The sequence below is a fragment of the Kitasatospora sp. NPDC057940 genome (genome assembly GCF_042887425.1).
In the GTDB taxonomy this organism is placed as follows: domain Bacteria; phylum Actinomycetota; class Actinomycetes; order Streptomycetales; family Streptomycetaceae; genus Kitasatospora.
Window position 1 is genome coordinate 389,528 of the sequence record NZ_JBHVPH010000004.1, and the last position, 22,612, is coordinate 412,139.

22 protein-coding genes and 1 riboswitch are annotated in these 22,612 nt (G+C 74.4%); of the genes, 9 read left to right on the forward strand and 13 right to left on the reverse strand.

Annotated features, from left to right (window positions below; all coding sequences use genetic code 11):
- Positions 1 to 142: 142 nt before the first annotated feature.
- From ACFVTF_RS10095 to ACFVTF_RS10105, 3 genes are all read right to left on the reverse strand, one after another.
- On the reverse strand, positions 143 to 532 hold the full coding sequence (locus ACFVTF_RS10095) for a DUF3040 domain-containing protein (protein ID WP_350884379.1): 390 nt from the start codon (positions 530 to 532) through the stop codon (positions 143 to 145).
- A 410-nt stretch (positions 533 to 942) separates the two neighbouring features.
- Positions 943 to 1,695, reverse strand: a complete 753-nt coding sequence (locus ACFVTF_RS10100) for a methyltransferase domain-containing protein (RefSeq protein ID WP_371516670.1) — start codon at positions 1,693 to 1,695, stop codon at positions 943 to 945.
- A gap of 45 nt (positions 1,696 to 1,740) precedes the next feature.
- Positions 1,741 to 2,307, reverse strand: a complete 567-nt coding sequence (locus tag ACFVTF_RS10105; RefSeq protein ID WP_387811701.1) for an SAV_6107 family HEPN domain-containing protein — start codon at positions 2,305 to 2,307, stop codon at positions 1,741 to 1,743.
- A 583-nt stretch (positions 2,308 to 2,890) separates the two neighbouring features.
- Between ACFVTF_RS10105 and ACFVTF_RS10110 the strand changes: the two genes are divergently transcribed.
- Both ACFVTF_RS10110 and ACFVTF_RS10115 read left to right on the forward strand, forming a co-directional pair.
- Entirely contained in the window at positions 2,891 to 3,532 is a 642-nt protein-coding gene (locus ACFVTF_RS10110; protein WP_387811546.1) for a DUF4126 domain-containing protein, read from the forward strand.
- 50 nt (positions 3,533 to 3,582) lie between these two features.
- On the forward strand, positions 3,583 to 5,079 hold the full coding sequence (locus ACFVTF_RS10115) for a phytoene desaturase family protein (RefSeq protein WP_387811549.1): 1,497 nt from the start codon (positions 3,583 to 3,585) through the stop codon (positions 5,077 to 5,079).
- A gap of 18 nt (positions 5,080 to 5,097) precedes the next feature.
- On the opposite strand, the gene ACFVTF_RS10120 is transcribed toward ACFVTF_RS10115, so the two are convergent.
- Both ACFVTF_RS10120 and metF read right to left on the reverse strand, forming a co-directional pair.
- Complete coding sequence (locus ACFVTF_RS10120; RefSeq protein WP_387811552.1) at positions 5,098 to 6,003, reverse strand: hypothetical protein; 906 nt, start codon at positions 6,001 to 6,003, stop codon at positions 5,098 to 5,100.
- 207 nt (positions 6,004 to 6,210) lie between these two features.
- The gene (gene metF, locus ACFVTF_RS10125) at positions 6,211 to 7,131 is read right to left on the reverse strand and encodes a methylenetetrahydrofolate reductase [NAD(P)H] (RefSeq protein WP_363618869.1); all 921 of its coding nucleotides are present in this window, start codon (positions 7,129 to 7,131) and stop codon (positions 6,211 to 6,213) included.
- A gap of 241 nt (positions 7,132 to 7,372) precedes the next feature.
- On the opposite strand from metF, the gene ACFVTF_RS10130 reads away from it, so the two are divergent.
- Positions 7,373 to 8,479, forward strand: coding sequence for a polyprenyl synthetase family protein (locus tag ACFVTF_RS10130; protein WP_371516674.1), 1,107 nt, complete (start codon positions 7,373 to 7,375; stop codon positions 8,477 to 8,479).
- A 56-nt stretch (positions 8,480 to 8,535) separates the two neighbouring features.
- Here ACFVTF_RS10130 and thiE read toward each other — a convergent pair whose 3' ends face one another.
- The 3 genes from thiE to ACFVTF_RS10145 are packed head-to-tail and all read right to left on the reverse strand — an operon-like array spanning position 8,536 to position 10,802.
- Positions 8,536 to 9,186 carry a thiamine phosphate synthase gene (gene thiE / locus ACFVTF_RS10135; protein WP_387811556.1) on the reverse strand — a complete coding sequence of 217 codons (651 nt, stop codon included), beginning with the start codon at positions 9,184 to 9,186 and terminating at the stop codon, positions 8,536 to 8,538.
- Positions 9,186 to 9,551, reverse strand: a complete 366-nt coding sequence (locus tag ACFVTF_RS10140; RefSeq protein WP_350884398.1) for an Rv2175c family DNA-binding protein — start codon at positions 9,549 to 9,551, stop codon at positions 9,186 to 9,188. Before ACFVTF_RS10140 ends, thiE begins: the two co-directional genes overlap by 1 nt.
- Positions 9,552 to 9,593: 42 nt before the next feature.
- On the reverse strand, positions 9,594 to 10,802 hold the full coding sequence (locus tag ACFVTF_RS10145; RefSeq protein ID WP_387811559.1) for an NAD(P)/FAD-dependent oxidoreductase: 1,209 nt from the start codon (positions 10,800 to 10,802) through the stop codon (positions 9,594 to 9,596).
- An 84-nt stretch (positions 10,803 to 10,886) separates the two neighbouring features.
- Positions 10,887 to 10,999, forward strand: a riboswitch (TPP riboswitch).
- Positions 11,000 to 11,002: 3 nt separating this feature from the next.
- Here ACFVTF_RS10145 and thiO point away from each other — a divergent pair.
- From thiO to pknB, 4 genes are all read left to right on the forward strand, one after another.
- Positions 11,003 to 12,178 carry a glycine oxidase ThiO gene (gene thiO, locus ACFVTF_RS10150; protein WP_387811562.1) on the forward strand — a complete coding sequence of 392 codons (1,176 nt, stop codon included), beginning with the start codon at positions 11,003 to 11,005 and terminating at the stop codon, positions 12,176 to 12,178.
- The gene (gene thiS / locus ACFVTF_RS10155) at positions 12,175 to 12,459 is read left to right on the forward strand and encodes a sulfur carrier protein ThiS (protein WP_387811565.1); all 285 of its coding nucleotides are present in this window, start codon (positions 12,175 to 12,177) and stop codon (positions 12,457 to 12,459) included. Before thiO ends, thiS begins: the two co-directional genes overlap by 4 nt.
- 1 nt (position 12,460) lies before the next feature.
- Positions 12,461 to 13,258 (forward strand): thiazole synthase, encoded by a 798-nt coding sequence (locus ACFVTF_RS10160; RefSeq protein ID WP_350884406.1) that lies wholly within the window; start codon positions 12,461 to 12,463, stop codon positions 13,256 to 13,258.
- Between the two features lie 119 nt (positions 13,259 to 13,377).
- The gene (gene pknB, locus ACFVTF_RS10165) at positions 13,378 to 15,153 is read left to right on the forward strand and encodes a Stk1 family PASTA domain-containing Ser/Thr kinase (RefSeq protein ID WP_387811704.1); all 1,776 of its coding nucleotides are present in this window, start codon (positions 13,378 to 13,380) and stop codon (positions 15,151 to 15,153) included.
- Between the two features lie 47 nt (positions 15,154 to 15,200).
- On the opposite strand, the gene ACFVTF_RS10170 is transcribed toward pknB, so the two are convergent.
- On the reverse strand, positions 15,201 to 15,830 hold the full coding sequence (locus ACFVTF_RS10170; protein ID WP_387811569.1) for a molybdopterin-dependent oxidoreductase: 630 nt from the start codon (positions 15,828 to 15,830) through the stop codon (positions 15,201 to 15,203).
- 221 nt (positions 15,831 to 16,051) lie between these two features.
- Here ACFVTF_RS10170 and bfr point away from each other — a divergent pair, with 221 nt between their 5' ends.
- Positions 16,052 to 16,531, forward strand: a complete 480-nt coding sequence (bfr, locus tag ACFVTF_RS10175) for a bacterioferritin (protein WP_350884410.1) — start codon at positions 16,052 to 16,054, stop codon at positions 16,529 to 16,531.
- Between the two features lie 4 nt (positions 16,532 to 16,535).
- On the opposite strand, the gene ACFVTF_RS10180 is transcribed toward bfr, so the two are convergent.
- Together ACFVTF_RS10180 and ACFVTF_RS10185 are read right to left on the reverse strand one after the other, a co-directional pair.
- The gene (locus tag ACFVTF_RS10180; RefSeq protein ID WP_387811573.1) at positions 16,536 to 16,829 is read right to left on the reverse strand and encodes a bacterioferritin-associated ferredoxin; all 294 of its coding nucleotides are present in this window, start codon (positions 16,827 to 16,829) and stop codon (positions 16,536 to 16,538) included.
- Positions 16,830 to 17,026: 197 nt separating this feature from the next.
- Positions 17,027 to 18,436: a class II 3-deoxy-7-phosphoheptulonate synthase gene (locus ACFVTF_RS10185; protein ID WP_371516682.1), complete on the reverse strand. Its 1,410-nt coding sequence runs from the start codon at positions 18,434 to 18,436 to the stop codon at positions 17,027 to 17,029.
- A 241-nt stretch (positions 18,437 to 18,677) separates the two neighbouring features.
- Between ACFVTF_RS10185 and ACFVTF_RS10190 the strand changes: the two genes are divergently transcribed.
- The gene (locus ACFVTF_RS10190; protein ID WP_387811577.1) at positions 18,678 to 20,612 is read left to right on the forward strand and encodes an anthranilate synthase family protein; all 1,935 of its coding nucleotides are present in this window, start codon (positions 18,678 to 18,680) and stop codon (positions 20,610 to 20,612) included.
- A 77-nt stretch (positions 20,613 to 20,689) separates the two neighbouring features.
- On the opposite strand, the gene ACFVTF_RS10195 is transcribed toward ACFVTF_RS10190, so the two are convergent.
- Positions 20,690 to 21,370 (reverse strand): response regulator, encoded by a 681-nt coding sequence (locus ACFVTF_RS10195; protein ID WP_387811580.1) that lies wholly within the window; start codon positions 21,368 to 21,370, stop codon positions 20,690 to 20,692.
- Positions 21,348 to 22,601, reverse strand: coding sequence for a MacS family sensor histidine kinase (macS, locus tag ACFVTF_RS10200; protein ID WP_387811583.1), 1,254 nt, complete (start codon positions 22,599 to 22,601; stop codon positions 21,348 to 21,350). Before macS ends, ACFVTF_RS10195 begins: the two co-directional genes overlap by 23 nt.
- Positions 22,602 to 22,612: the final 11 nt, after the last annotated feature.

A 22,612-nucleotide genomic window follows, 5' to 3' on the forward strand; every position in this document is an offset into this window, starting at 1 on the left:
CACGCGCGAGCGGGTGTCCGCGCGGGCCTCCTGGGAGTCGGGAGCGGGGCCGGGGCGACGGGGCCGTCGCAGGGACTGGCGACCGCGGGGGGGGGCTGTCGATCGACTGCCCGCCCCGGCGTTCGTCCAGCGTGTACGCGGCTCAGAAGCCGCCGGCCTGCTCGTCCCGACGACGCTGCCAGCGCTGTTCCACCCGGTCCATCATCCCGGCCTTGCGGCGGGGCGCGGCGGCCGGCCGGGGGCCGGAGCCCTGGCCGGCGGGGCCGCGGCGCCAGCCGGTCACGGCGAACACCGCGCACCCGAGCATCACCAGGAAGCCCACGACGCTGACCCAGATCTGGTCGGGGACGACCATGCCGCCCATCAGCAGGCCGATGCCCACCACGAAGCCGGCAACGGCCAGGTACACCCGCCGGCGGGTGTAGGTGCGCAGCCCGGTTCCCTCAAGCGCCGTCGCGAATTTGGGATCTTCGGCATACAGCGCTCGCTCCATCTGGTCGAGCAGTCGCTGCTCGTGCTCCGAGAGCGGCACGGAGTCCTCCTACTCGTCGGTCGCGGGTGCGACCGGTCCGCCACCCCGGTCGGGGAGGCAAAGTCCAATCAGCCTTCGGGGCACACGGTCGGACGCCTGTGCGGGGGGACCCGGCCCGTGTCGTCCATATGCCCCACGCATCCGGCTGTCATGCTTTCCGGCTTTACCCAGATCATACGGTCCGTGGGCCCGTTACGGAGTGGTCTGCGCCGCGTGGGACGGGCCACTTCGACCGGGCACGGCCGCACCCGGCTCAACGCCACGAGACGCGGACAAGTGCCCGAACGGGTGGAATCGGTCCGGAGCTGGGCAGGTTCGGGACCACCCGGACGAGGCCGGGGGGCGTCCGGAAGGCGAACCGCCGCCGCACGGTGCGCGAACCGTACGGCGGCGGACGGTCCCTCGCTCGCTCAGGCCAGGGTGGCCAGCAGGTGCAGCTGGGTCGCCACGGCGTGGAACGCGGGCTGCTCGGCGGCGGCCTCCTCCAGCTTCAGCAGCGCCTCCATCGCGCCCGGCTCGGCGTCCACCAGCACCCCGGGGACGAGGTCGGCGAAGACCCGTACGCCGTGCACCGACTCCACCCGCAGGCCCGCGCCCTCGGCCAGCCGGCTCAGCTCCTCGCCGGTGAAACGGCGCGGCATCGGGTCCTGCTCGCCCCAGCGGCCGTCGGTCGCGGACAGCACCGTACGGGCCTCGGTGAAGTGGCCGGCCAGCGCGCGGGCCAGCACGGCGCCGTTGCGGTTGGCGGCCAGCAGGCTGACCAGGCCGCCCCGGCGCAGGGTGCCGGCCAGGCTGCCGAGCGCCTCCGCCGGGTCGTCCACGACCTCCAGCACGCCGTGGCAGAGCACCGCGTCCACGGTGCCGGGGGCGACCAGCTCGGGCAGCGTCTGGGTGTCGCCCTGGACGGCCCGGACCAGCGCCGTCACCCCGGCCTCGGCGGCCCGGCGCTCCAGCGCGAACAGCGCGTCCGGGCTGGGGTCGACCACGGTGACCCGGTGGCCGAGCTTGGCCACCGGCACGGCGAAGTTGCCGGTGCCGCCACCGGTGTCGACCACGTCGAGGACCGGCTGGTCCAGCTCGGCCGCCCGCTTCTCCAGGGCGGCCCGCACCACCTCCCACACCACGGCGGTACGCAGGGCACTGCGGGGACGCGTCGGGTACAAGGCGGGGCTCCTCGGCACATGCAGATCGATCAGGATGCCTCCACCTTAGACCGGGCGGGTGGCGGGGCCCGTCACCCCCGGCGGGTCGTCGCCGTCCAGCGGCAGCCGCGGGGCCGGCGGGGTCGGGCGCAGGCCGAGCAGGCGCTCGACCAGGCGCAGGAACAGGGCGGAGTTGCGGACCAGGTCGTCGGCGTCACGGGCCGAGGCGGCACCCCTGATCCCGGCCTCGGCGGCGGCCCGGCGGCGGGCGCCGGCGGCGTAGTAGAGCGCCCACTCGGCCAGCTCGGGGGCCATCTCGGGCAGCACCTCCCAGGCGCTGCGGATGGCCTTGCGCCGACGCGCGCTCTTCTCCGGCCGCCCACGGACCGCGAGCACGGCCGCCACCGTGCGCAGCGCGGCCAGGTGGGCGGTGGCGTACCGCTCCAGCGGGTCCTCCAGGACGCGGGCCCGGGCGAGCGTGCGGTGGGCGTCGGCGAGCAGGTCGAGGGCGGCCGGCGGCGCGGCGGTCCGGCGCAGCACGGGGTGGACGTCCCCGCCACCCGGGCGCCCGCCCGGGGAGGACGGCAGGGCGGCGGAGTGGAGGCGGGCGGTGACGGGCTCAGGACGGCTGATGGTCATGGTCTCCCCCGTTCCGAGGCAGCGCGCGGACCGGGCGGTCCGTGCCCCTCCATCGTGAACGGGACCACTGACAACGCGGCCCGGAACGGGTGAGCGGCGGCGGGCACCGGCCTGTCCCCCCAGGTCCTGTGCCGCCGCCGTACGCCGCCGCTCCGCCGTTCCCCACAGGCGGCGGTGGCCAGCTCTCCCCCTCTGGTGGCCGGTCTCCCCCCGGCCCGCTCCGCCGCCCCGTGTCGGCGGTGCGAGGCCCGTGACCGGCTCCCGCGGCGGACCTCCGCCGCCGCCCCGCCGACCCCTCATCTGCCGGCCGGGCGGACGGATCCGCCACCCGGGGCGGGGCGCCCGACGCGCCGCCGTCCCGGTGCCACCACTCTCCCGTCCCGGCAGGTCGGCGGGCCATCCGCTGACGTACTCAACCCCGGATCTGAGTACGCGTACTCAGATCCGTCGGCCCCGGACCCGGCCGTGGCCGGAACCGGCGGGCCGACCCGGCACGTCCGGGTACGGTACGGCGTGGCCGGAGCGGACCGGCCACGGCCACGAGAAGGAGGGGGAAAGCGATGAGGAGGGGGAAGCCATGACGATCGTGCCGCTGATCTTCACCAGCGGACTCGCCAGCGGCATCAACGCCTACGCGGTGGTGCTGCTGCTCGGACTGCTGGGCCGCTTCGGCGGCGCGGACTCGGTGCCGCCCGCGCTGGAGCGCACCGACGTGCTGGTCGCGGCCGCCGTGCTGTTCCTGCTGGAGGCGGTGGCCGACAAGATCCCGTTCGTCGACAGCCTCTGGGACTCCGTGCACACCGTGATCCGGCCGATCGCGGGCGCCACCGTCGGCGCGCTGATCGCGAGCACCGACCCGGGCTCGCTCGGCGAGGTCGCGGCGGGCGCGATGGGCGGCACCACGGCGCTGGTCAGCCACCTGGTCAAGGCCTCGCTGCGGATGGCGGTCAACACCTCGCCCGAACCGGCCAGCAACATCGCGGTCAGCATGGCGGAGGACCTGTCGGTGGCCGGGCTGGTCTCCCTGGCGATCTTCCACCCCTGGCTGGCCGCCTCGATCGCCGCCGTCCTGCTCGCCGTCGGCCTGCTGCTGGTCTGGTTCGCGGTCAACCGGATCCGCGCCTTCCGGGCCCGCCGCCGCGAACGCCGTGCCGCCCGCGAGGCCCGGTCCGCCGCCCGCGAGCAGGAGGCGGACCGGCCGTACGTCCCGAGGCCCTGAGGACGGCGCCCGCCGGGCCCGGCCCAGGTCACGGCCTAGGATCAGGTGCCATGGCACGGATCGTCATCATCGGCGCAGGAATGAGCGGGCTCGCCGCGGCCTCCAGGCTGGCCACCCTCGGACACCGGGTGACGGTCTGCGAGGCCGGCGGCACGTACGGGGGCATGGTCGGCCGGTACGAGCGCGACGGCTTCGCGTTCGACACCGGCCCCGGCCTGCTGACCCTCCCGGCCGTCTACCGCGACCTCGCGCTAAAGACCGGCAAGGAGCCGCTGGAGCAGCTCGTCGACCTCGCCCCGGTGGACCCGGAGAGCCGGCACCTGTTCCCGGACGGCACCGCCGTCAGCCTGCCCAACGCCTCCCGCGGCGGCGTCAGCCAGGCCCTGGACGCCGCCTTCGGCGCCGGCTCGGGCGCCCGCTGGAGCGCGGTCATGAACCACGGCCGGACGGTCTGGGAGGCCACCCGCCGCCCGCTCCTGGAGGAGCCGCTCCCGGCCGACCGGTCGCCGCTGCACACCGACCCCTACCCCGTCCCGCCCCGGCGCGGCCTGCTCGCCCGGCTCGGCCGGCCCCGCCCGTGGACCCTCGCCGACGTCGCCGCCCGCGAACTCGGCGGCCACCCCGGCCTGACCGCCCTGCTGGCGGAGCACGCCCTGCGCTTCGGCCTGCCCCCCGGGTCCGCCCCCGCCGGGGCCACCGTGCTGCCGTACATGGAGCAGTCCTTCGGCGTCTGGTACGTCCGGGGCGGCCTGCGGGCCCTGGCGGACGCGGTGCACCGGCGCTGCGAGCTGCGCAAGGTGGAGTTCCGCTTCGACACCCCGGTCACCGAGGTGCTGGTCGAGGACGGCCGGGCCCGTGGCGTCGACACCCCGGGCGGCCGGATCGACGCGGACCTGGTGGTCTCCTCGATGGACGCCAGGACGCTGTTCCGTGACGGCCTCGCCCGTGGGCCGGAGTCCGGACCCGACCACCGGGAGCCGTCCGGCGTGCCCGGCCGGTTCAGCGTGCTGCTCGCGCTGCGCGGCGCCCGGCCGGCCGGCACCCCGCACCGGACGGTGGTGCACGCCGCCGACCCGGCGGCCGAGCAGAACGCCCTGACCGTCCCCGGCCCGCCCTGCGAGCGCCCGACCCTCCAGGTGCTGCGCCCGGACGATCCCTCGCTGTGCCCCGACGACGCGCACGAGAGCGTGGTGCTGACCGCGACCGTCCCCGCCCAGGGCGACGTCGACTGGACGGCGCCCGGGATCGCCGAGCGCTACGCGGACCAGCTGCTGGCGCACGCCGACGCCGCCGGCCTGGGCCTGCGCGAACGGGTGCTGTGGCGGGTCGTGCGGACCCCGGACGACACCCGCCGGGAGACCGGCGCCCTCGGCGGGTCGGTCCCCCGCCCCGCGCTCGCCGGAGACGGCGGCGGATGGCTCCAGCCCGCCAACGAGTCGCCCGTCCCCGGCCTCTACCTGATCGGCGGGGCGGCCCACCCCGGCGGCGGACTGGCCCGGGCCGGCATGTCCGCCTGCATCGCCGCGAACCTGATCGGCCCCGCGTAGCGGCCCCGGCGCCGGAGCTCAGCCCTGGGGCCAGGTGTTCTGCTGCTGGTAGCCGTAGGTGTGGTCGTAGGACTGCTGCTGCGGGATGCCCTGGGGGTGCTGGCCCGGCTGCTGGCCGGGGTGCTGCTCCAGGTGCTGCTCGGGGTGCTGCTGCGGGGTCTGCCACTGCTGCTGGGGGTGCTGCTCCCAGCCGGGCTGCTGCTGCTGCGGGTAGGACTGGTACTGGTCCTGCTGCGGGTAGCCGCTGTACGGGTCGGACTGCTGGGGGTAGGCCCCGTAGCCCTGGTCGTAGGCGAAGGCGGGCTGCTGCTGGCTCTGCCACTGCTGCTGCTCGTAGGCCGGCTGCGGCTGGGCGGCGTTGTCGTAGCCGGACTGGTAGGCCTCGGCGTAGGGGTCGTGCGGCGCCTGGGCCTGCTGCTGCTCGTAGTAGGCGGGCGCGTAGACGCCGTCCTGGGCGAGTTCCTGCATCTCGAAGGAGGCGGTCTGCTCGACCTCGGGGACGTCCTCGGCGACCGGGTCGGGGGCGGCGACCGGGGCCTCCTCGACGGCGCTGACCTCGCCGATCCGCTTCTCGGTGGCCTCGACCGCGGCCACGGCGGCCGCGCCGCCGGTGAGGGCGCCGAGCAGGGGCACCTTGGCGAGCGGGCCGGGCAGCGAGCCGTCGGCCTTGCGCAGCGACCAGCCGGCCCGGTAGCCGCGCTTGACGGAGAGGGTGACGAAGGTCTGGCCGGCCGCGAAGAGGGCGGCGCCGGCGCCGATCACCGGGACGGAGCCGAGCACCATGCCGGCGGCCACTCCGAGGAAGCCGACCAGGGCGAGGGCCCGCCAGTGCAGCGGGGCCCGGTTCTGCAGCAGGACCTCGGCGACCAGCCAGAGCGCCACCACCGCCAACGCGACGTACAGCAGCAGGTATCCGATGCCCATCCGCCCGCTACCTCCAGTCGCGTGCCCGCGCTCGCCGCGCGTGTGCGGCGACTGTACCGGTTCAACGGCCGGGGTACCGCATCGCGTTCCCGCCGGTCGCGGCCGGGGCGCACACGACCGAGCCCGTCACCGTCGGGGCGGTGACGGGCCGGTGGACGTCCGGGTCCGCGGGCCCCGGGCGGGGGCGGGCGAGGCCCCGGACGGGGCCTACGCGTGGCGCTGGTGCAGGCCGAGGTTCTGGTAGATCTCCAGCGTCGCCGTGGAGTGGTTGAGCGTGATGAAGTGCAGGCCGGGCGCACCCTCGGCGAGCAGGCGTTCGGCCATCGCGGTGGCGTGTTCCATGCCTATCGCGCGCAGCGCCGCCGGGTCGTCGACGGCGGCCCGCAGCCGGGCCTCCAGGTCGGCGGGGAAGGCGGAGCCGCTCAGCTGGGGGAAGCGTTCCAGCTGCTTGGCGTTGGTGACCGGCATGATCTCCGGGATGATCGGCGTCTCGCAGCCGGCGGCGGTGACCCGGTCGCGCAGCCGCAGGTAGTCGTCGACCTCGAAGAACATCTGGGTGATCGCGTAGTCGGCGCCCGCCCGGACCTTGCCGACGAAGTGCCGGATGTCCTCGTCCCAGTCGGTGGAGCGCGGGTGCATGTTCGGCGAGGCGGCGACGCCGACGCAGAAGTCGCCGATGCCCTTGATCAGCTCGACCAGCTCGTACGCGTACGTGACGCCGTCGGGGTGCTTGACCCACTCGCCCATCGGGTCGCCGGGCGGGTCCCCCCGGACCGCGAGGACGTTGCGCACGCCCTGGTCGGCGTACTGGCCGATGATGTTGCGCAGTTCGGCGATCGAGTGGTCGACGGCGGTCAGGTGGGCGACCGGGGTCAGCGTGGTCTCGGTGGCGATCCGGCCGACCATGTTGACGGTGCGCTCGCGCGAGGAGCCGCCGGCGCCGTACGTCATGCAGACGAAGTTGGGGTCCAGCGGTTCGAGCCGGCGGATGGCGTCCCAGAGTCGCTGCTCGCCGACCTCGGTGCGCGGGGGCATGAACTCGAAGGAGAAGGACCGCTTTCCTGCTGCCAGGAGTTCGCGGACCGTCAGTGCGCGGTCCGGTCTGGTGGAAGCGATGCCGAGTGCCATGCTGGCAGGTTATCGGGCGTTCGAAGGGGCCGGACAACTCGGTACCACGGATTGAGACAAGTGGTGGACGACATTCCATCCGCGTTCCGTCCGCGTTCCGTCCGTGGGCCGACGAATTCCGACCGGCGTTCGGGTCCCGCGCCCGGTGCGCCCGCACGCCCGCGCACACGCCCGCTCGCACATCCGTTCCCGGCCACCCCGCTACGCTTGCTGAACCCCAGCGAACCAGCGGAGCCTCATCGTGACCTCGTCCAGCAACCGGCCGGCCAACCCCATAGACGTGGAGGACGTCCGCGCGCGCGTCAACGCCGCCCTCGCCGCGTTCATGGACGGCCAGTCCGCCCTGTTGGACAAGATCTCCCCGCAGCTCGTGCCCGCCGCCGACGCCCTGCGCGACTTCCTGCTGGACGGCGGCAAGCGGCTGCGCCCGGCCTTCTGCTACTGGGGCTGGCGCGGCGCCGGCGGCCCGGCCGGCGGCGAGGGCATCGCGAACGCGGCGGCCGCGCTGGAACTGCTCCAGGCGAGCGCCCTGGTGCACGACGACCTGATGGACCGCAGCGACACCCGCCGCGGCCTGCCCTCGATCCACCGCCGCTTCGAGGCGCTGCACCGGGCGAACGGCTGGCGCGGCGACCGCGAGCAGTACGGCGCCTCGGCGGCGGTGCTGCTCGGCGACCTGCTGCTGATCTGGTGCGACGAGCTGTTCCTGCGCTCGGGCCTGGAGCCGGCCGCCGTGCTGGCCGCCAAGCCGGTGTTCGACCTGATGCGCACCGAGGTCATGGTCGGGCAGTACCTGGACGTCCTGGAGCCGGTGGCCGGCGACTCCGCCGACGAGGGCGCGCTCGACCGGGCGCAGACGGTGCTGCACTACAAGTCGGCGAAGTACACGATCGAGCGGCCCCTCCAGGTCGGCGCGCTGCTGGCCGGGGCCGGCCCGGAGCTGGTGGCGGCGCTGGGGGCGTTCGGACTGCCGCTGGGCGAGGCCTTCCAGCTGCGGGACGACCTGCTCGGCGTCTTCGGCGATCCGGCGGTCACCGGCAAGCCGGCCGGGGACGACCTGCGCGAGGGCAAGCGCACCCTGCTGGTGGCGCACGCGATGCGGGGCCTGCCGGCCGCCGACGCCCGGCACCTGGACGAGCGGCTCGGCGCGCCGGACCTGGCGCCCGAGGAGGTCACCGGGCTGCGCGACCTGGTGGCCCGCAGCGGCGCGCCCGAGCGGGTGGAGCGCCGGATCGACGAGCTGATGGAGCAGTCCCTGGCCGCGCTGGCGGCGGCGCCGCTGGCCGACGAGCAGGCCCGCACGGTGCTGCTGGCCCTGGCCGAGGCCGCCACCGTCCGCAAGTACTGAGATCCGCGCGCAGGGGGATCCGCAGGTACGGAGAACGGTGACGGCCCCCGGGGCCGTCAGGCCGAGCGCACCCGCCGGGCGAGCTCGGCGGCGGCGGCCCGCGGGTCGTCGGCGGCCGTGATCGCACGGACCACGACGATCCGGCGGGCGCCGGCGGCCAGCACCTCGTCGAGGTTGCCGAGGTCGATGCCGCCGATGGCGAACCACGGCCGGTCGGTGCTCTGCTTCGCCGCGTACGAGACCAGGCCGAGGCCCGGCGCCGGGCGGCCCGGCTTGGTCGGGGTCGGCCAGACCGGGCCGGTGCAGAAGTAGTCCACACCGGGCTCGGCGAGCGCCGCGTCCACCTCGGACTCGGCGTGGCAGGACCGGCCGATCAGCACCTCGTCGCCGAGGATCGCCCGGGCGGCCGGCACCGGCAGGTCGTCCTGCCCGAGGTGCAGCACGTCCGGCCGGGCCGCGTGCGCGACGTCGGCGCGGTCGTTGACGGCCAGCAGCTTGCCGTGGCGGCGGCAGGCGTCCGCGAAGACCTCCAGGGCCTCCAGTTCCTGCTTGGCCTCCAGGCCCTTGTCACGGAGCTGGACGATGTCCACCCCGCCCGCCAGCGCCGCGTCCAGGAACTGGGCGAGGTCGCCCTGCTCCCGGCGGGCGTCGGTGCACAGGTACAGCCGGGCGTCGGCCAGCCGCCGGCGCGGTGTGTCCGCCGCCATCAGATCAGCATCGCCTGGGCGCGCCGCTTGACCTCGGTGCCGCGGTTCTCCTGCAGCGCCTGGATCGGGCTGCCGGGCAGCGACGGGTCCTCGGTGAAGAGCCACTCCAGGATCTCCACGTCGTTGTACCCGCAGTCGCGCAGCACGGTCAGGGTGCCGGACAGGTGCTTGACCAGCCCCTGGCCGTCGATGAACGCCGCAGGGACCTGCAGCGACTTGTTGGGGCCCCGCCGGACGGCGATCAGCCCGCCGCTGCGGACCAGGTCGCGCACCTCGGTGACGCGCACCCCCCACTGCTCCGAGATGTCGGGCAGGTACATCCACTCGGAAACCAGGGCTTCAATCTTGCTTTCAATCTCACTCACGCCACCAGACTGCCACCTCCACAGCCCCCCGCGCACCAGCCGCTACCCCGCGACCGCCGACTTCAGCGGCACCGAGGGGTCCGCCGCGCGGGCCCGGTCCAGCGCGGTGCCGCGCTCGATCAGCCGGCGGCCCTGGGTCAGGTCGCGCGGCCGGTCGACGGCCAGCAGCGCGCTCGGCACCCCGTCGCGCAGCCAGAGCGCCGTCCAGGAGGCGTCCTGCGGGTCGCCGCGCCACAGCAGTTCGTCGCCCTCGGCGTGCCGCCCGGCGTACTGGACCATCCGCCCGAACTGCTCCGACCAGAAGTACGGCACCGGGTCGTACGGCGGCGCGTCCGCGCCGAGGACGGCGGCCGCCACGGCCTCGCCGGACTGCAACGCGTGGTCCCAGTGCTGGACGGCCAGCCGGGCGCCGGAGCGGGCGGACGGGTAGCTGACGCAGTCCCCGGCCGCGAAGACGCCGGGCAGGCCGGTGCGCAGCCGCCCGTCCACCAGGACGGCGCCGGTGCCGTCCAGCTCGACGCCGGAGCCGGCCAGCCAGCCCGTCGCGGGCCGGGCGCCGACGCCGACCACGACCTCGTCGGCGGGCAGGTGCGAGCCGTCCGCCAGCAGCACCGCGCCCTCCTCGACGGCGGCCACGCCGACCCCGCAGCGCAGGTCGACGCCGGCCTCGGCGTACCAGGCGGCCATTGCCGAACCGACCTCGGCCGGCAGCGCGCCGGGGACGGGCGCCGGGCCCGCCTCGACGACCGTCACCTCGCAGCCGGCCGCGCGGGCGGCGGTGGACACCTCGGCGCCGATCCAGCCCGCGCCGACCAGCACCAGCCGCAGGCCGGGCCGCAGCAGGGCGCGCAGCGCCAGCGCGTCGTCCAGGGTGTGCAGCAGGTGCGCGCGCTCGGCGCCGGGCAGGGCGCGCGGGGTGGCGCCGGTGGCGATCACCAGGGCGTCGTACGGGAGGTCACCGGCGTCGGTGTGCAGCACGCCGGGGGCGAGGCCGGTGGCGCGGCGGCCGGTGAGCAGTTCGATGCCCAGCTGCGGGTAGTCGATGTCCAGGGTGGTGGCGTCGGCCTCGCCGAGCAGCACGTCCTTGGAGAGCGGCGGCCGGTCGTACGGCGCGTGCGGCTCCTCCCCGACCAGCGTGATCCGCCCCCGCCAGCCGCCCTGCCGCAGCTTCAGGGCGCACTGCGCCCCGGCCAGCCCGGCCCCGACGACGACCACCTGATCCGTTGCGTTCAGCTCTGCCACGCCCGTCACTGTACTCAGCGCCCTGCCGGGGCCATCGGCCCGTCCACCCCGCGTATGGGCCTTCGGCCGGGCCCGCCCCCGGCGTTATGGTGGGGGCACCATCACGGGAGCCCGGCGTACCGGGCTGAGAGGCGGGCTGGCACGGCCCGCGACCGTCCGAACCTGATCCGGGTCATTCCGGCGAAGGGAGAAGAGCAGCCTTGTCACGCTTGCCCGAGGAAACCCACGCCGACGTGCTGGTGATCGGCGGGGGCATCATCGGCCTCGCCGTCGCCTGGCGCGCCGCGCAGCGCGGGCTGAGGAACATCGTCGTGGTCGACCCCTCCCCCGGCGGCGGGGCGGCCGGGGTCGCGGCCGGGATGCTCGCCCCGGTCACCGAGCTGCAGTACGGCGAGGAGCCGCTGCTGCGCCTCGGCATGGCCTCCAACCAGCGGTACGGGGACTTCGCCGCCGAGCTCACCGAGGCGAGCGGCGGCCTGGACACCGGGTACCGCCGGTGCGGCACGATCGCCGTCGCGCTGGACTCCGACGACCGCGAGGAACTGCGCGAGCTGCACGCCTTCCACCAGCGGCTCGGCCTGGACTCGGCCTGGCTGACCGGCCGGGAGGCCCGCAGGCTGGAGCCGATGCTCGCCCCCGGCGTGCGCGGCGGCCTGCACGTCGCGGACGACCACCAGGTGGACCCCCGCCGGCTGCTGACCGCCCTGGTGGCCGCCTGCGGGCTCGCCGGGGTCGTGGTCCACCGGGCCGAGGCCGTCGGGCTGCTGGTCGAGGGCGGCCGCGCGGTCGGCGCCCGGCTCGGCACCGGCGAGACCCGGAGGGCCGACCAGGTGGTGCTCGCGGCCGGCCCGCACAGCCACCGGCTGCCCGGGCTGCCGGAGGGCGTGCTGCCGGCCGTCCGCCCGGTGAAGGGGCAGATCCTGCGGCTGCGGATCCCCGAGGCGTACCGGCCGTTCCTGTCCCGCAACGTCCGCGCGGTGGTGCGCGGACAGCACCTGTACCTGGTGCCCCGGGAGAACGGCGAGCTGGTGATCGGCGCGACCACCGAGGAACAGGGCTACGACACCACCGTCACCGCCGGCGGGGTGTACGAACTGCTGCGCGACGCCCACGAGTTGGTGCCGGGCATCACCGAACTCCCGCTACTGGAGACCTCCGCCGGGCTGCGGCCCGGCTCGCCGGACAACGCCCCGCTGCTGGGCCCGACCGCGCTGCCCGGGCTGGTCGCCGCCACCGGCCACTACCGCAACGGCGTGCTGCTCACCCCGGTGACCGCCGACCTGCTCGCCGAGTACCTGGCGAGCGGCGAACTCCCTGAGCTTGCACAGCCGTTCACACCCACCCGGTTCTCCCCCGACCGCTCCACCGCGAAGGCCTCCGCATGACCGAGATCGCACCACCCCAGACCACACCGGCCCAGACCACGCCGACCCAGACCACACCGGCCCAGACCGCGCCGGCCGAGATCGGGCTGACCGTCAACGGCGAGCCCCGCCGGGTGTCCGCCACGACCACCCTCGCGGAGGTGGTGGCCACCCTCAGCGCCGCCCACAGCGGCGTCGCCGCCGCCCTCAACGAGGCCGTGGTGCCCCGCAGTTCGTGGCCGGCCACGGAACTGTCGGCGGGCGACCGGATCGAGATCCTCACCGCCGTCCAGGGAGGCTGACATGGCTGACGACCTGCTGACCATCGCCGGGGAGTCCTTCGGCTCCCGGCTGATCATGGGCACCGGCGGCGCGCCCAGCCTGGAGATCCTGGAACGGGCGCTGCTGGCCTCCGGCACCGAGCTGACCACCGTGGCGATGCGCCGGGTCGACGCCGGCACCCAGGGCTCCGTCCTGGACGTGCTGACCCGCAACGGCATCCGGGTGCTGCCCAACACGGCGGGCTGCTTCACCGCCGGGGAGGCCGTGCTGACCGCCCGGCTGGCCCGCGAGGCGCTCGGCACCGACTGGGTGAAGCTGGAGGTGATCGCCGACGAGCGGACCCTCCTGCCGGACCCGATCGAGCTGCTGGACGCCGCCGAGACCCTGGTCGACGACGGCTTCACGGTGCTGCCGTACACGAACGACGACCCGGTGCTGGCCCGCAAGCTGGAGGACGTCGGCTGCGCGGCGATCATGCCGCTGGGCTCGCCGATCGGCTCCGGCCTGGGCATCCGCAACCCGCACAACTTCCAGCTGATCGTGGAGGGCGCGGGCGTCCCGGTGATCCTGGACGCGGGCGCCGGCACCGCCTCGGACGTCGCGCTGGCGATGGAGCTGGGCTGCGCGGCGGTGATGCTCGCCTCCGCGGTGACCAGGGCGCAGGACCCGGTGCTGATGGCCGAGGCGATGCGGCACGCCGCCGAGGCGGGCCGGTTCGCCCACCGGGCCGGCCGCATCCCGCGCCGGTTCCACGCCGAGGCCTCCTCGGCGATGGCCGGCCGGGCGGAGCTGGACACCCGCGAGCACCCGGCGTTCTGACGCCGGGACGCCCGGCACCCGCCCGCGTGTGCCGTGTCACAAACCGGGCACAGCCGGGCCCGGAGGCGATGTCCTCCGGGCCCGGCCGACAGCCGGAGCCCTAGACTCTCCGGGTGGACATGGCACTGCACGACCCCTTGATCGGTACCCTGCTCGACGGCCGGTACCGGGTCGAGCAGCGCATCGCGACCGGCGGGATGTCCACCGTCTACAGGGGCACCGACACCCGGCTGGACCGGGTCGTCGCCCTCAAGGTGATGCACCCCGCGCTGGCCGGGGACGACGGCTTCACCGCCCGGTTCATCCGCGAGGCCAAGGCCGTCGCCCGGCTCTCCCACCCGAACGTGGTGAACGTCTTCGACCAGGGCGCGGACGGCGCGAACGTCTTCCTCGCCATGGAGTACGTGCCCGGCCGCACCCTGCGGGACCTGCTGCGCGACCGCGGCGCGCTGTCCGTGCGGGCCGCGCTGGACGTGCTGGAGCCGGTGCTGGCCGCCCTCGGCGCCGCCCACCGGGCCGGGCTGGTGCACCGGGACGTCAAGCCGGAGAACGTGCTGATCACCGAGGACGGGCTGGTCAAGGTCGCCGACTTCGGCCTGGTCCGGGTCCTCGGCACCGCCGACGGCGCGCCCACCTCGACCAGCACCGCGACCGGCGGCACGGTCCTCGGCACCGTCTCCTACCTGGCCCCCGAGCAGATCCTCCCGGACGCCCCCACCGACCAGCGGGTCGACGTCTACGCGGCCGGCATCCTGCTCTACGAGATGCTCACCGGCCGCCGCCCGCACACCGGCGACAACCCCGTCCAGGTGATGTACAAGCACCTGCACGAGGACGTCCCCGCCCCCTCGCTGATCGCCCCGGCCGTCGGCCCCGGGCTGGACGCCATAGTGGCCGGCGCCTGCGCCCGGACGGCCGACGCCCGCCCGTACGACGCGGTCGAACTGCTCGCCGCCCTCCAGCGGATCCGCCGCACGCTCACCCCGGCCGAGCTGGACGCCGAGCCGCCGGCCTCCACCCGGCCCAGCCCGCGCTACCCGACCAGCGAGCCGACCTCGGTGATCCAGCAGCCGGCGGGGCCCGTCGACGCGGCGCCGGAGCCCACCAGCGTGCTGGACGTGCCGGCGGAGCTGCTGGACCAGCTGCTGGTCGAGCCGCGCCCGTACGACGAGCCGACCCCGGTGCGCGGGCGCCGGCCCGGCCTGCTGCGCCGCCTCCCCCGCAAGCCGCTGATCTGGGTCGCCGCACTGACCGCCCTGGTGCTGGCGGTCGGCGGCGCGACGTACGGGCTGTCCGAGGGGCTGTACGGGCCGGTGCCCGGCGTGCTCGGCAAGGACCGGGCCGAGGCGCAGCGGATCCTGGACAAGGACGGCATGCACGGCCGCTTCGTCGAGGTGTTCAGCGAGAGCGTCCCGGCCGGGCAGGTGATCGCCACCGACCCCGGGGTGGGCGCGCGGACCCGCAAGAGCGACACCGTGACGGTGACCGTCTCCCGGGGCCCCAAGCGGATCGCGGTGCCGGACCTGGCCGGGAAGACCGCCGACCAGGCCGCCGACGCGCTGACCGCGGCCCAGCTGACCAGGGGCGGCGTGACCGGGACGTACGACGACACCGTGCCGGAGGGCGTGGTGATCAGCAGCTCGCCGGCGGCCGGGCAGCTGCTGCAGGAGAACACCGCGGTCTCGCTGGTGGTCAGCAAGGGCATGGTGCCCGTCCCGGACGTCACCGGGATGAGCAAGGACGACGCGGCGAAGGCGCTCCAGGCGGCCGGCTTCACGATGCAGACCAGCGGGGTCAACCTGTTCGGCACCGGCAAGGTGTCCAGCCAGTCCCCGGCGGCCGGCGAGCGGCGCCCTCAGCACACCGCGGTGACGGTCAACTTCCCCTTCTTCTAAGGGGATTCCTCGCTCCTGAGGGGATTCCTCCGGACGTCGGCCCGCCCTCAGCGCAGCGGGCCGTCGCCCGGCTCCTCCTGGTGGGAGTAGCGCTGCTCGCGCCACGGGTCGGCGAGGTTGTGGTAGCCGCGCTCCTCCCAGAAGCCCCGGCGGTCGGCCCGCATGTACTCCACCGCGCGGACCCACTTGGGGCCCTTCCAGGCGTACAGCCCGGGGACGATCAGCCGGACGGGGAAGCCGTGCTCGGCGGTCAGCGACTCGCCGTTGCGGTGGGTGGCGAAGATCGTCCGGGGGTCGGCGAAGTCGGCCAGCCGCAGGTTGGCGCTGTAGCCGTACTCGGCCCAGACCATGACGTGGGTGACGCCGGGCGCGGGGGGCTCCAGGTCGAGGAGGGCGGCGGCCGGCACGCCCGACCACTCGTTGCCGAGCAGCGTGAACTTGGTGACGCAGTGCAGGTCGGCGACGACGGTGGTGCGCGGCAGGGCGTGGAAGGCCTCGAAGTCCCAGCTGTGCTTCTCCGCCGAGGCGGTGGCGCCGAACACCTGGAGGTCCCAGGTCAGCGGCTTGAAGCGGGGTACGGGCCCGTAGTGCAGGGCGGGCCAGCCGCGCTGCACGCGCTGCCCCGGGGGGAGCCTCGGGTCAGACGGCGGAAGTGGTTCTTGTTCGGACTGACCCATGACTCCATGGTGACAGACGGCGGCCGACGCGCCGTGCGCGCCCCTTGGCGCGACCACGCGCCCCACTCTCAAGAACCGGTGGCCGAGCCCGTATCGGCCCAAATCGGATATTCCAAAACATGTCCTAGTGAGTGTGAACTTACTGGAACTTCCTCCCATTTCGATGCCAGGATGCGCAGCGCAGGAGTCACAACAGGCCGTAGCGCAGGGAGGCACCAGCCATGCAGGGCGACCCAGAGGTCATCGAGTTCCTCAACGAGCAGCTCACCGCGGAGCTCACCGCGATCAACCAGTACTTCCTGCACGCCAAGATGCAGGAGAACTTCGGCTGGACGAAGCTCGCCAAGTACACCCGGCACGAGTCCTTCGACGAGATGAAGCACGCCGAGACCCTCACCGACCGGATCCTCTTCCTGGACGGGCTGCCGAACTACCAGCGGCTGTTCCACGTCCGGATCGGCCAGACGGTCAAGGAGATGTTCGAGGCGGACCGCCAGATCGAGGTCGAGGCGATCGACCGGCTGAAGCGCGGGATCGTGGTGATGCGCGCCAAGAACGACGTCACCTCGGCGAACATCTTCGAGGACATCCTGGCCGACGAGGAGCAGCACATCGACTACCTCGACACCCAGCTGGAGCTCCTGGAGAAGCTCGGCGAGGCGCTCTACCTCGCCCAGGTGATCGAGCAGCCGGACTCCTGAGCCCTCAGGCCGCGCGCAGCGGGGCGACCGGGGTCGGGGCGGCCTGGGTCGCGGTGGCCACCGGCGCGGGCGCGGCCTGGTCCTGCGGGTCGGCCAGACCGAGCTTCGCGGCGAGGCGGGCGGTCGGGCAGGGCCGGGCGCCGTGCTCGCCGAGCAGGGCCTGGATCCGGCGGACGCAGGATCCGCAGTCGGTGCCGGCCTTGCAGCCCCGGGCGATCTGGCGCGGGGTGCCGGCCCCGGCGTCGATCGCCTTCTTCACCTGGTCCTCGGTGACCGCATGGCACATGCACACGTACATCGCGGACTCTCCAGGGTGGTGCGGCGCCGACCGGCGGAACGATCTTGACTAAGGCTTGCCTTACTTCACTAAGCCTCACCTTACCCGGCGATCCGGGTACGAAAAAGCCCCTCCGGGCTCGGGGACCCCGAATCCGGAGGGGCTTTCGTCACATTCGTCCAGCGGTGACCCGCCGGCGGCGGCTCACCCGTGGCAGCTCACTGGCCGCGGTACATCTCCGCCACCAGGAACGCCAGGTCCAGCGACTGGCTGCGGTTGAGCCGCGGGTCGCAGGCCGTCTCGTAGCGCGTGTGCAGGTCGTCGACCAGCACCTCGTCGCCACCGCCGACGCACTCGGTCACGTCGTCGCCGGTCAGCTCCACGTGGATGCCGCCCGGGTGGGTGCCCAGCGCGCGGTGCACCTCGAAGAAGCCCTTGACCTCGTCGAGCACGTCGTCGAAGCTGCGGGTCTTGTGGCCGCTGGAGGCCTCGAAGGTGTTGCCGTGCATCGGGTCGCAGATCCACACCGGCTGGGCGCCGGACGCGGTGACCTTCTCCACCAGGGTGGGCAGGTGGTCGCGGACCTTGCCCGCACCCATCCGGGTGATGAAGGTGAGGCGGCCGGGCTCGCGCTCCGGGTCCAGCTTCTCGATCAGGGTCAGCGCCTCGTCGACCGAGGTGGTCGGGCCGAGCTTGACGCCGATCGGGTTGCGGACCTTCGAGGCGAACTCGATGTGCGCGTGGTCCAGCTGGCGGGTGCGCTCACCGATCCACACCATGTGGCCGGAGACGTCGTACAGCTCGCCGGTGCGCGAGTCCACGCGGGTCAGCGCGGTCTCGTAGTCGAGGATCAGCGCCTCGTGCGAGGAGAAGAACTCGACGGTCTTGAACTCCTCCGGCGCCACACCGCAGGCGTTCATGAACGCCAGGGCGTTGTCGATCTCCCGGGCGAGCTGCTCGTAGCGCTGGCCGGCCGGCGAGTTGCGCACGAAGTCCTGGTTCCAGGCGTGCACCTGGCGCAGGTCCGCGTAACCACCGGTGGTGAACGCGCGCACCAGGTTCAGCGTCGCGGCGGACGCGTTGTACATCCGCTTGAGGCGCTCCGGGTCCGGGATGCGGGACTCGGGGGTGAACTCGAAGCCGTTCACCGAGTCGCCGCGGTAGACCGGCAGCGTCACGCCGTCGCGGGTCTCGGTCGACTTGGAGCGCGGCTTGGAGTACTGGCCGGCGATCCGGCCCACCTTCACGACCGGCACCGAGGCCGCGTACGTCAGCACGGCGGCCATCTGCAGCAGGGTCTTCAGCTTGTTGCGGATGTGCTCCGCCGAGACGCCGTCGAAGGCCTCGGCACAGTCACCGCCCTGCAGCAGGAAGGCCTCCCCGCGCGCCACGGCGCCGAGCCGGGCGCGCAGCTGGTCGCACTCGCCGGCGAACACGAGCGGCGGATACGAGGCGAGCTCGGCAAGGGTCTTGCGCAGAGCCTCTTGGTCCGGCCATTCAGGCTGCTGCGCCGCGGGCAGGGACTGCCAGGAGTGGCCAGTCCTCGATGTCTCAGTCGTCACGGTCACACCACCAAGGCTACGGGGTGACGCGAGCGATTCGTGACCATTGCCCGAGGGGTGAGACATAACTCGGACAAACAAGTGACCGGGCTCACCCTCCCCGCACGATCCGCTACGCTCGAACCATGCACGCGCCCCACACCCACTCCTGGTGGTGGGCCTCCCCCAAGGGTGGCCCACCGATCGCGCGTTCCTAGACGAACACGACGGCCGCCCCTCGGGGCGGCCGTCGGCGTATGCGCAGACGGCCCTCCGGGAGCGGATCCCAGCACCGCACCTCACCAGTCCCCCGGAAGGAAGCCGCTCCGTGACCGCCACCGCCGACCTGCTCGCCCGCCTCACCGCTCCCGACGCGCCCGCGTTCGCCCTGCTGCACCGCCGCACCCCCCGGCTCGCCCCGGACACCGTCGAGGTGCTGGTCGGCACCGTCGACAGCTACCGGAACCTCGCCGACCTGCCGGTCCGCACCGGCGTCCCGGCCGACGGCCCCGTGCACGACCTGCTCGCGCTCGTCCCGTACCGGCAGATCCGCGAGCGCGGCTTCGAGGCGCACGACGACGGGACCCCGCTGCAGGCCCTCTCGGTGGCCGAACAGCACACCCTGCCGCTGGCCGAACTCACCGCCGCCCTGCCGCAGTCGCCGGTCTCGCTCACCGGCGGCTCGTTCGACATCGACGACGAGGCGTACGCCGCGATCGTCCGCCGGGTGATCGAGGAGGAGATCGGCAACGGCGAGGGCGCCAACTTCGTGATCCGGCGCGACTTCGGCGCCACCCTGGAGAACTTCTCGCCCGCCCTCGCGCTCACCCTGTTCCGGCGGCTGCTGGAGCAGGAGCGCGGCGCCTACTGGACCTTCCTGGTGCACACCGGAGAACGCGTCCTGGTCGGCGCCTCCCCCGAGGTGCACGTCCGGCAGAGCGGCGGCACCGTCGTGATGAACCCGATCTCCGGCACCTACCGCTATCCGGCCGGCGGCTCCGACATCGACTCGCTGCTCCGGTTCCTCCACGACCCCAAGGAGCTGGAGGAGCTGACGATGGTCGTCGACGAGGAGCTCAAGATGATGTGCACGGTCGGCGACCTCGGCGGCCAGGTGCTCGGGCCCCGGCTCAAGGAGATGTCCCACCTCGCCCACACCGAGTACGAGCTGCGCGGACGCACCTCGCTGGACGTCCGCGAGGTGCTCCGCGAGACGATGTTCGCCGCCACCGTCACCGGCAGCCCGGTGCAGAACGCCACCCGGGTCATCAAGCGGTACGAGCCCGGCGGGCGCGGCTACTACTCCGGCGCGCTCGCCCTGATCGGCCGCTCCGCCAGCGGCGGGCAGCTGCTGGACTCGCCGATCTGCATCCGCACCGCCGACATCGACCCGGCCACCGGCCGCCTGGTCGTCCGGGTCGGCGCCACGCTGGTGCGCCACTCCGTCCCCGAGTCCGAGGTCGCCGAGACCCACGCCAAGGCTGCCGGGGTGCTCACCGCGATCGGCGCCCGGCCCGCGCCCGCCCGGCTGCCCGGCCCCACCGGCCCCCGGCTCGCCGACGACCACCGCGTCCAGGCCGCCCTGGACGCCCGGCGGGCCGACCTCGCCCCGTTCTGGCTGCGGATGCAGACGCCGACCGTGGTCACCGAGCCGACGCCGACCCTGGTGGTCGACGGCGAGGACACCTTCACCTCGATGCTCGCCCACCTGCTCACCTCGATCGGCCACCAGGTCAGCGTCGTCCGCTACGACGCGCCCGGGCTGCCCGCGCTGCTGGCGGCGCACCGCGGGCCGCTGGTGCTGGGCCCCGGGCCCGGCGACCCGGCGCTCGCCGACGACCCCAAGATGGCCCTGCTGCGGCCGGTCGTCGCGGACGCCCTGGCCGCGGTCCGCTCCGGGGCCCGCACCGCGCCGCTGCTCGCGGTCTGCCTCAGCCACCAGTTGCTCTGCGGCGAGCTCGGGCTGGCGCTGGGCCGCAAGGACGTCCCGTACCAGGGGGCGCAGGAGAGCGTCGACCTGTTCGGCACCAAGCACACCGTCGGCTTCTACAACACGTTCACCGCGCGCTGCTCGGACGCCGACGCGGCCCGGCTCGCCGCGCAGGGCGTCGAGGTCGCCCGGGACGCCGCCACCGGGGACGTCCACGCGCTGCGCGGTCCCGGCTTCGCCGGCCTCCAGTTCCACCCCGAGTCGGTGCTGACCCGCGACGGCGTCGGCATCGTGGCGGGCCTGCTGCGCGAGGCGGCGGCCGTCCGCGGCTGAGCGGCCGGTGGGGGCCGGTCCCGGACCGGCCCCCACCGCACGCGGCATCGCCGACGCGGCCGGACCCGCCGGAACCGTCAGAGGTCGTCGTCCAGCCCCTGCTCGATCGCGTACCGCACCAGTTCCACCCGGTTGTGCAGTTGCAGCTTGCCGAGCGTGTTCTGGACGTGGTTCTGCACCGTCCGGTGCGACAGCACCAGCCGGTCGGCGATCTGCCGGTACGACAGGCCCTTGGCCACCAGGCGCAGGACCTCGGTCTCCCGGGCGGTCAGCTGCGGGACGGCCGGCGCGGAGGCCGGGGCCGGTTCGGCGGCCAGCCGGCGGAACTCGCCCAGCACCAGGCCGGCCAGGCCCGGGGTGAACACGGCGTCGCCCACGGCCGTGCGCCGCACCGCGTCCAGCAGTTCCTCCCGCCCGGCCGACTTCACCAGGTACCCGGTCGCGCCGGACTTCACCGCCTCCAGCACGTCCTGGTGCTCGCCGCTGGCCGAGAGCACCAGCACCCGCACCGCGGGGTCCTGCGCGACCACCTGGCGGCACACCTCGGCGCCGGGCAGACCGGGCAGGTTGAGGTCCAGCACGACGACCTGCGGCGAGCAGGCGCGGGCCCGGCGGACGGCCTCCTCGCCGTCGCCCGCGGTGGCCACCACGTCCAGCCCGGCCTCGGCGAGGTCCCGCGAGACGGCGTCGCGCCACATCGGGTGGTCGTCCACGACCATCACCCGCACCGGCCGGTCAGTCGTCGGCTGATCGGTCATCAGAGCCCTTCCTCGGGACGCGGAGTTCGACCTCGACGCCCTCGCCGGGCGCCGAGTACAGCTCGGCCGTTCCGCCGAGGTCCAGCAGTCGGCCGCGGATGGACTGGGAGACGCCCAGCCGCCCGGCCCGCTCCGCCTCGCCGAGCCGGCCGGGGGCGAAGCCGGGGCCGTCGTCGCGGATGCTGACCGTGACGGCCTGCGGCTCGTCCTCCACCAGGATCCAGGCCCGGGTCCGCTCCCCGGCGTGCCGGCGGACGTTGTCGACGGCGGCGCCGACCGCCGCGGCCAGTTCGCCGGCCGCCCCGGCGGGCAGCAGCACCGGCCCGCCGGGCGCGGACAGCGTGATCCGCTCGTCGGCGTACGGGCGCAGCAGCGCGGTGAGGTCCTGCGGCTCCCCGGCCCCGCGCTCCTGCGGGCGCTGCGCCGGGATCGGGCCGCCGGTCATCAGCGCCCGCAGGGCGCGCTCCTGCTCGCCGGCCAGCCGGCCGAGTTCCGCGAAGTCGGCGTCACCGCCCGGGCGTCCACCGGCCGCAGCGCCCTCGGCCGGCCGCGCGGTGAGTTCGGCGCCGTGGCGCTGGACGAGGGCGAGCACCTGGAGCACGCCGTCGTGGATGTCCCGGGAGAGCCGCTCGCGCTCCCGGGTGGCCGCCTCGACCTGGAGCGCCCGGGTGAGCGTCGCCTCGCTGGCGCGGGCCAGTTCGATGACGTAGCCGATGGCGCAGCCGGCCACCATCAGCAGCATGATGTTGTGGATGTTGTCGCCGGTCGGGCCGCCGTGGCCGAGGATGTTGGCGACGCCGATCACCGTGCCCGCGGCGGCCGCCCAGCGCCAGCCGCCCTTGCCGGCGAAGCCGAGCACCGTACCGGCGGCCCAGATGGTCGGCAGGGTGGGCGCGCCGTGGCTGATCCGCACCGGGTCGTCGGTCAGACCGCTCATCACGATGCCGGTGACGGCGAGGGTGAGGTCGGTGCCGAGCACGTACCAGGTGCAGCGCTGCGGGCCGGCGAAGGCCCGGGTGCTGGCGAGCGTCCAGAGGGTGAGCGTGCCGAGGAAGATCCAGCCGGCGACGGGGTGCAGGAAGTCCAGGTAGGAGTTGAGGTACCGCAGCAGGGCGTAGCAGAGGGCCAGCACCCGGAAGTACGAGATGGCCTTCCACAACGGCAGTTCGACGGACATGCCCCCGGCCGCGACCGCGCCGCCGACCGCCCCGGTTCTCTCGCCGTCCGTCATCCTTCCGCCCC

Bases quoted from the DNA above. Each gene is read 5' to 3' on its own strand.
- ACFVTF_RS10110 (WP_387811546.1), top strand. From the start codon at position 2,891: ATGACGATCGTGCCGCTGATCTTCACCAGCGGACTCGCCAGCGGCATC.
- ACFVTF_RS10115 (WP_387811549.1), top strand. From the start codon at position 3,583: ATGGCACGGATCGTCATCATCGGCGCAGGAATGAGCGGGCTCGCCGCG.
- ACFVTF_RS10120 (WP_387811552.1), bottom strand. From the start codon at position 6,003: ATGGGCATCGGATACCTGCTGCTGTACGTCGCGTTGGCGGTGGTGGCG.
- metF (WP_363618869.1), bottom strand. From the start codon at position 7,131: ATGGCACTCGGCATCGCTTCCACCAGACCGGACCGCGCACTGACGGTC.
- thiE (WP_387811556.1), bottom strand. From the start codon at position 9,186: ATGGCGGCGGACACACCGCGCCGGCGGCTGGCCGACGCCCGGCTGTAC.
- thiS (WP_387811565.1), top strand. From the start codon at position 12,175: ATGACCGAGATCGCACCACCCCAGACCACACCGGCCCAGACCACGCCG.
- ACFVTF_RS10160 (WP_350884406.1), top strand. From the start codon at position 12,461: ATGGCTGACGACCTGCTGACCATCGCCGGGGAGTCCTTCGGCTCCCGG.
- pknB (WP_387811704.1), top strand. From the start codon at position 13,378: ATGGCACTGCACGACCCCTTGATCGGTACCCTGCTCGACGGCCGGTAC.
- ACFVTF_RS10170 (WP_387811569.1), bottom strand. From the start codon at position 15,830: ATGGGTCAGTCCGAACAAGAACCACTTCCGCCGTCTGACCCGAGGCTC.
- bfr (WP_350884410.1), top strand. From the start codon at position 16,052: ATGCAGGGCGACCCAGAGGTCATCGAGTTCCTCAACGAGCAGCTCACC.
- ACFVTF_RS10180 (WP_387811573.1), bottom strand. From the start codon at position 16,829: ATGTACGTGTGCATGTGCCATGCGGTCACCGAGGACCAGGTGAAGAAG.
- ACFVTF_RS10185 (WP_371516682.1), bottom strand. From the start codon at position 18,436: ATGTCTCACCCCTCGGGCAATGGTCACGAATCGCTCGCGTCACCCCGT.
- ACFVTF_RS10195 (WP_387811580.1), bottom strand. From the start codon at position 21,370: ATGACCGATCAGCCGACGACTGACCGGCCGGTGCGGGTGATGGTCGTG.
- macS (WP_387811583.1), bottom strand. From the start codon at position 22,601: ATGACGGACGGCGAGAGAACCGGGGCGGTCGGCGGCGCGGTCGCGGCC.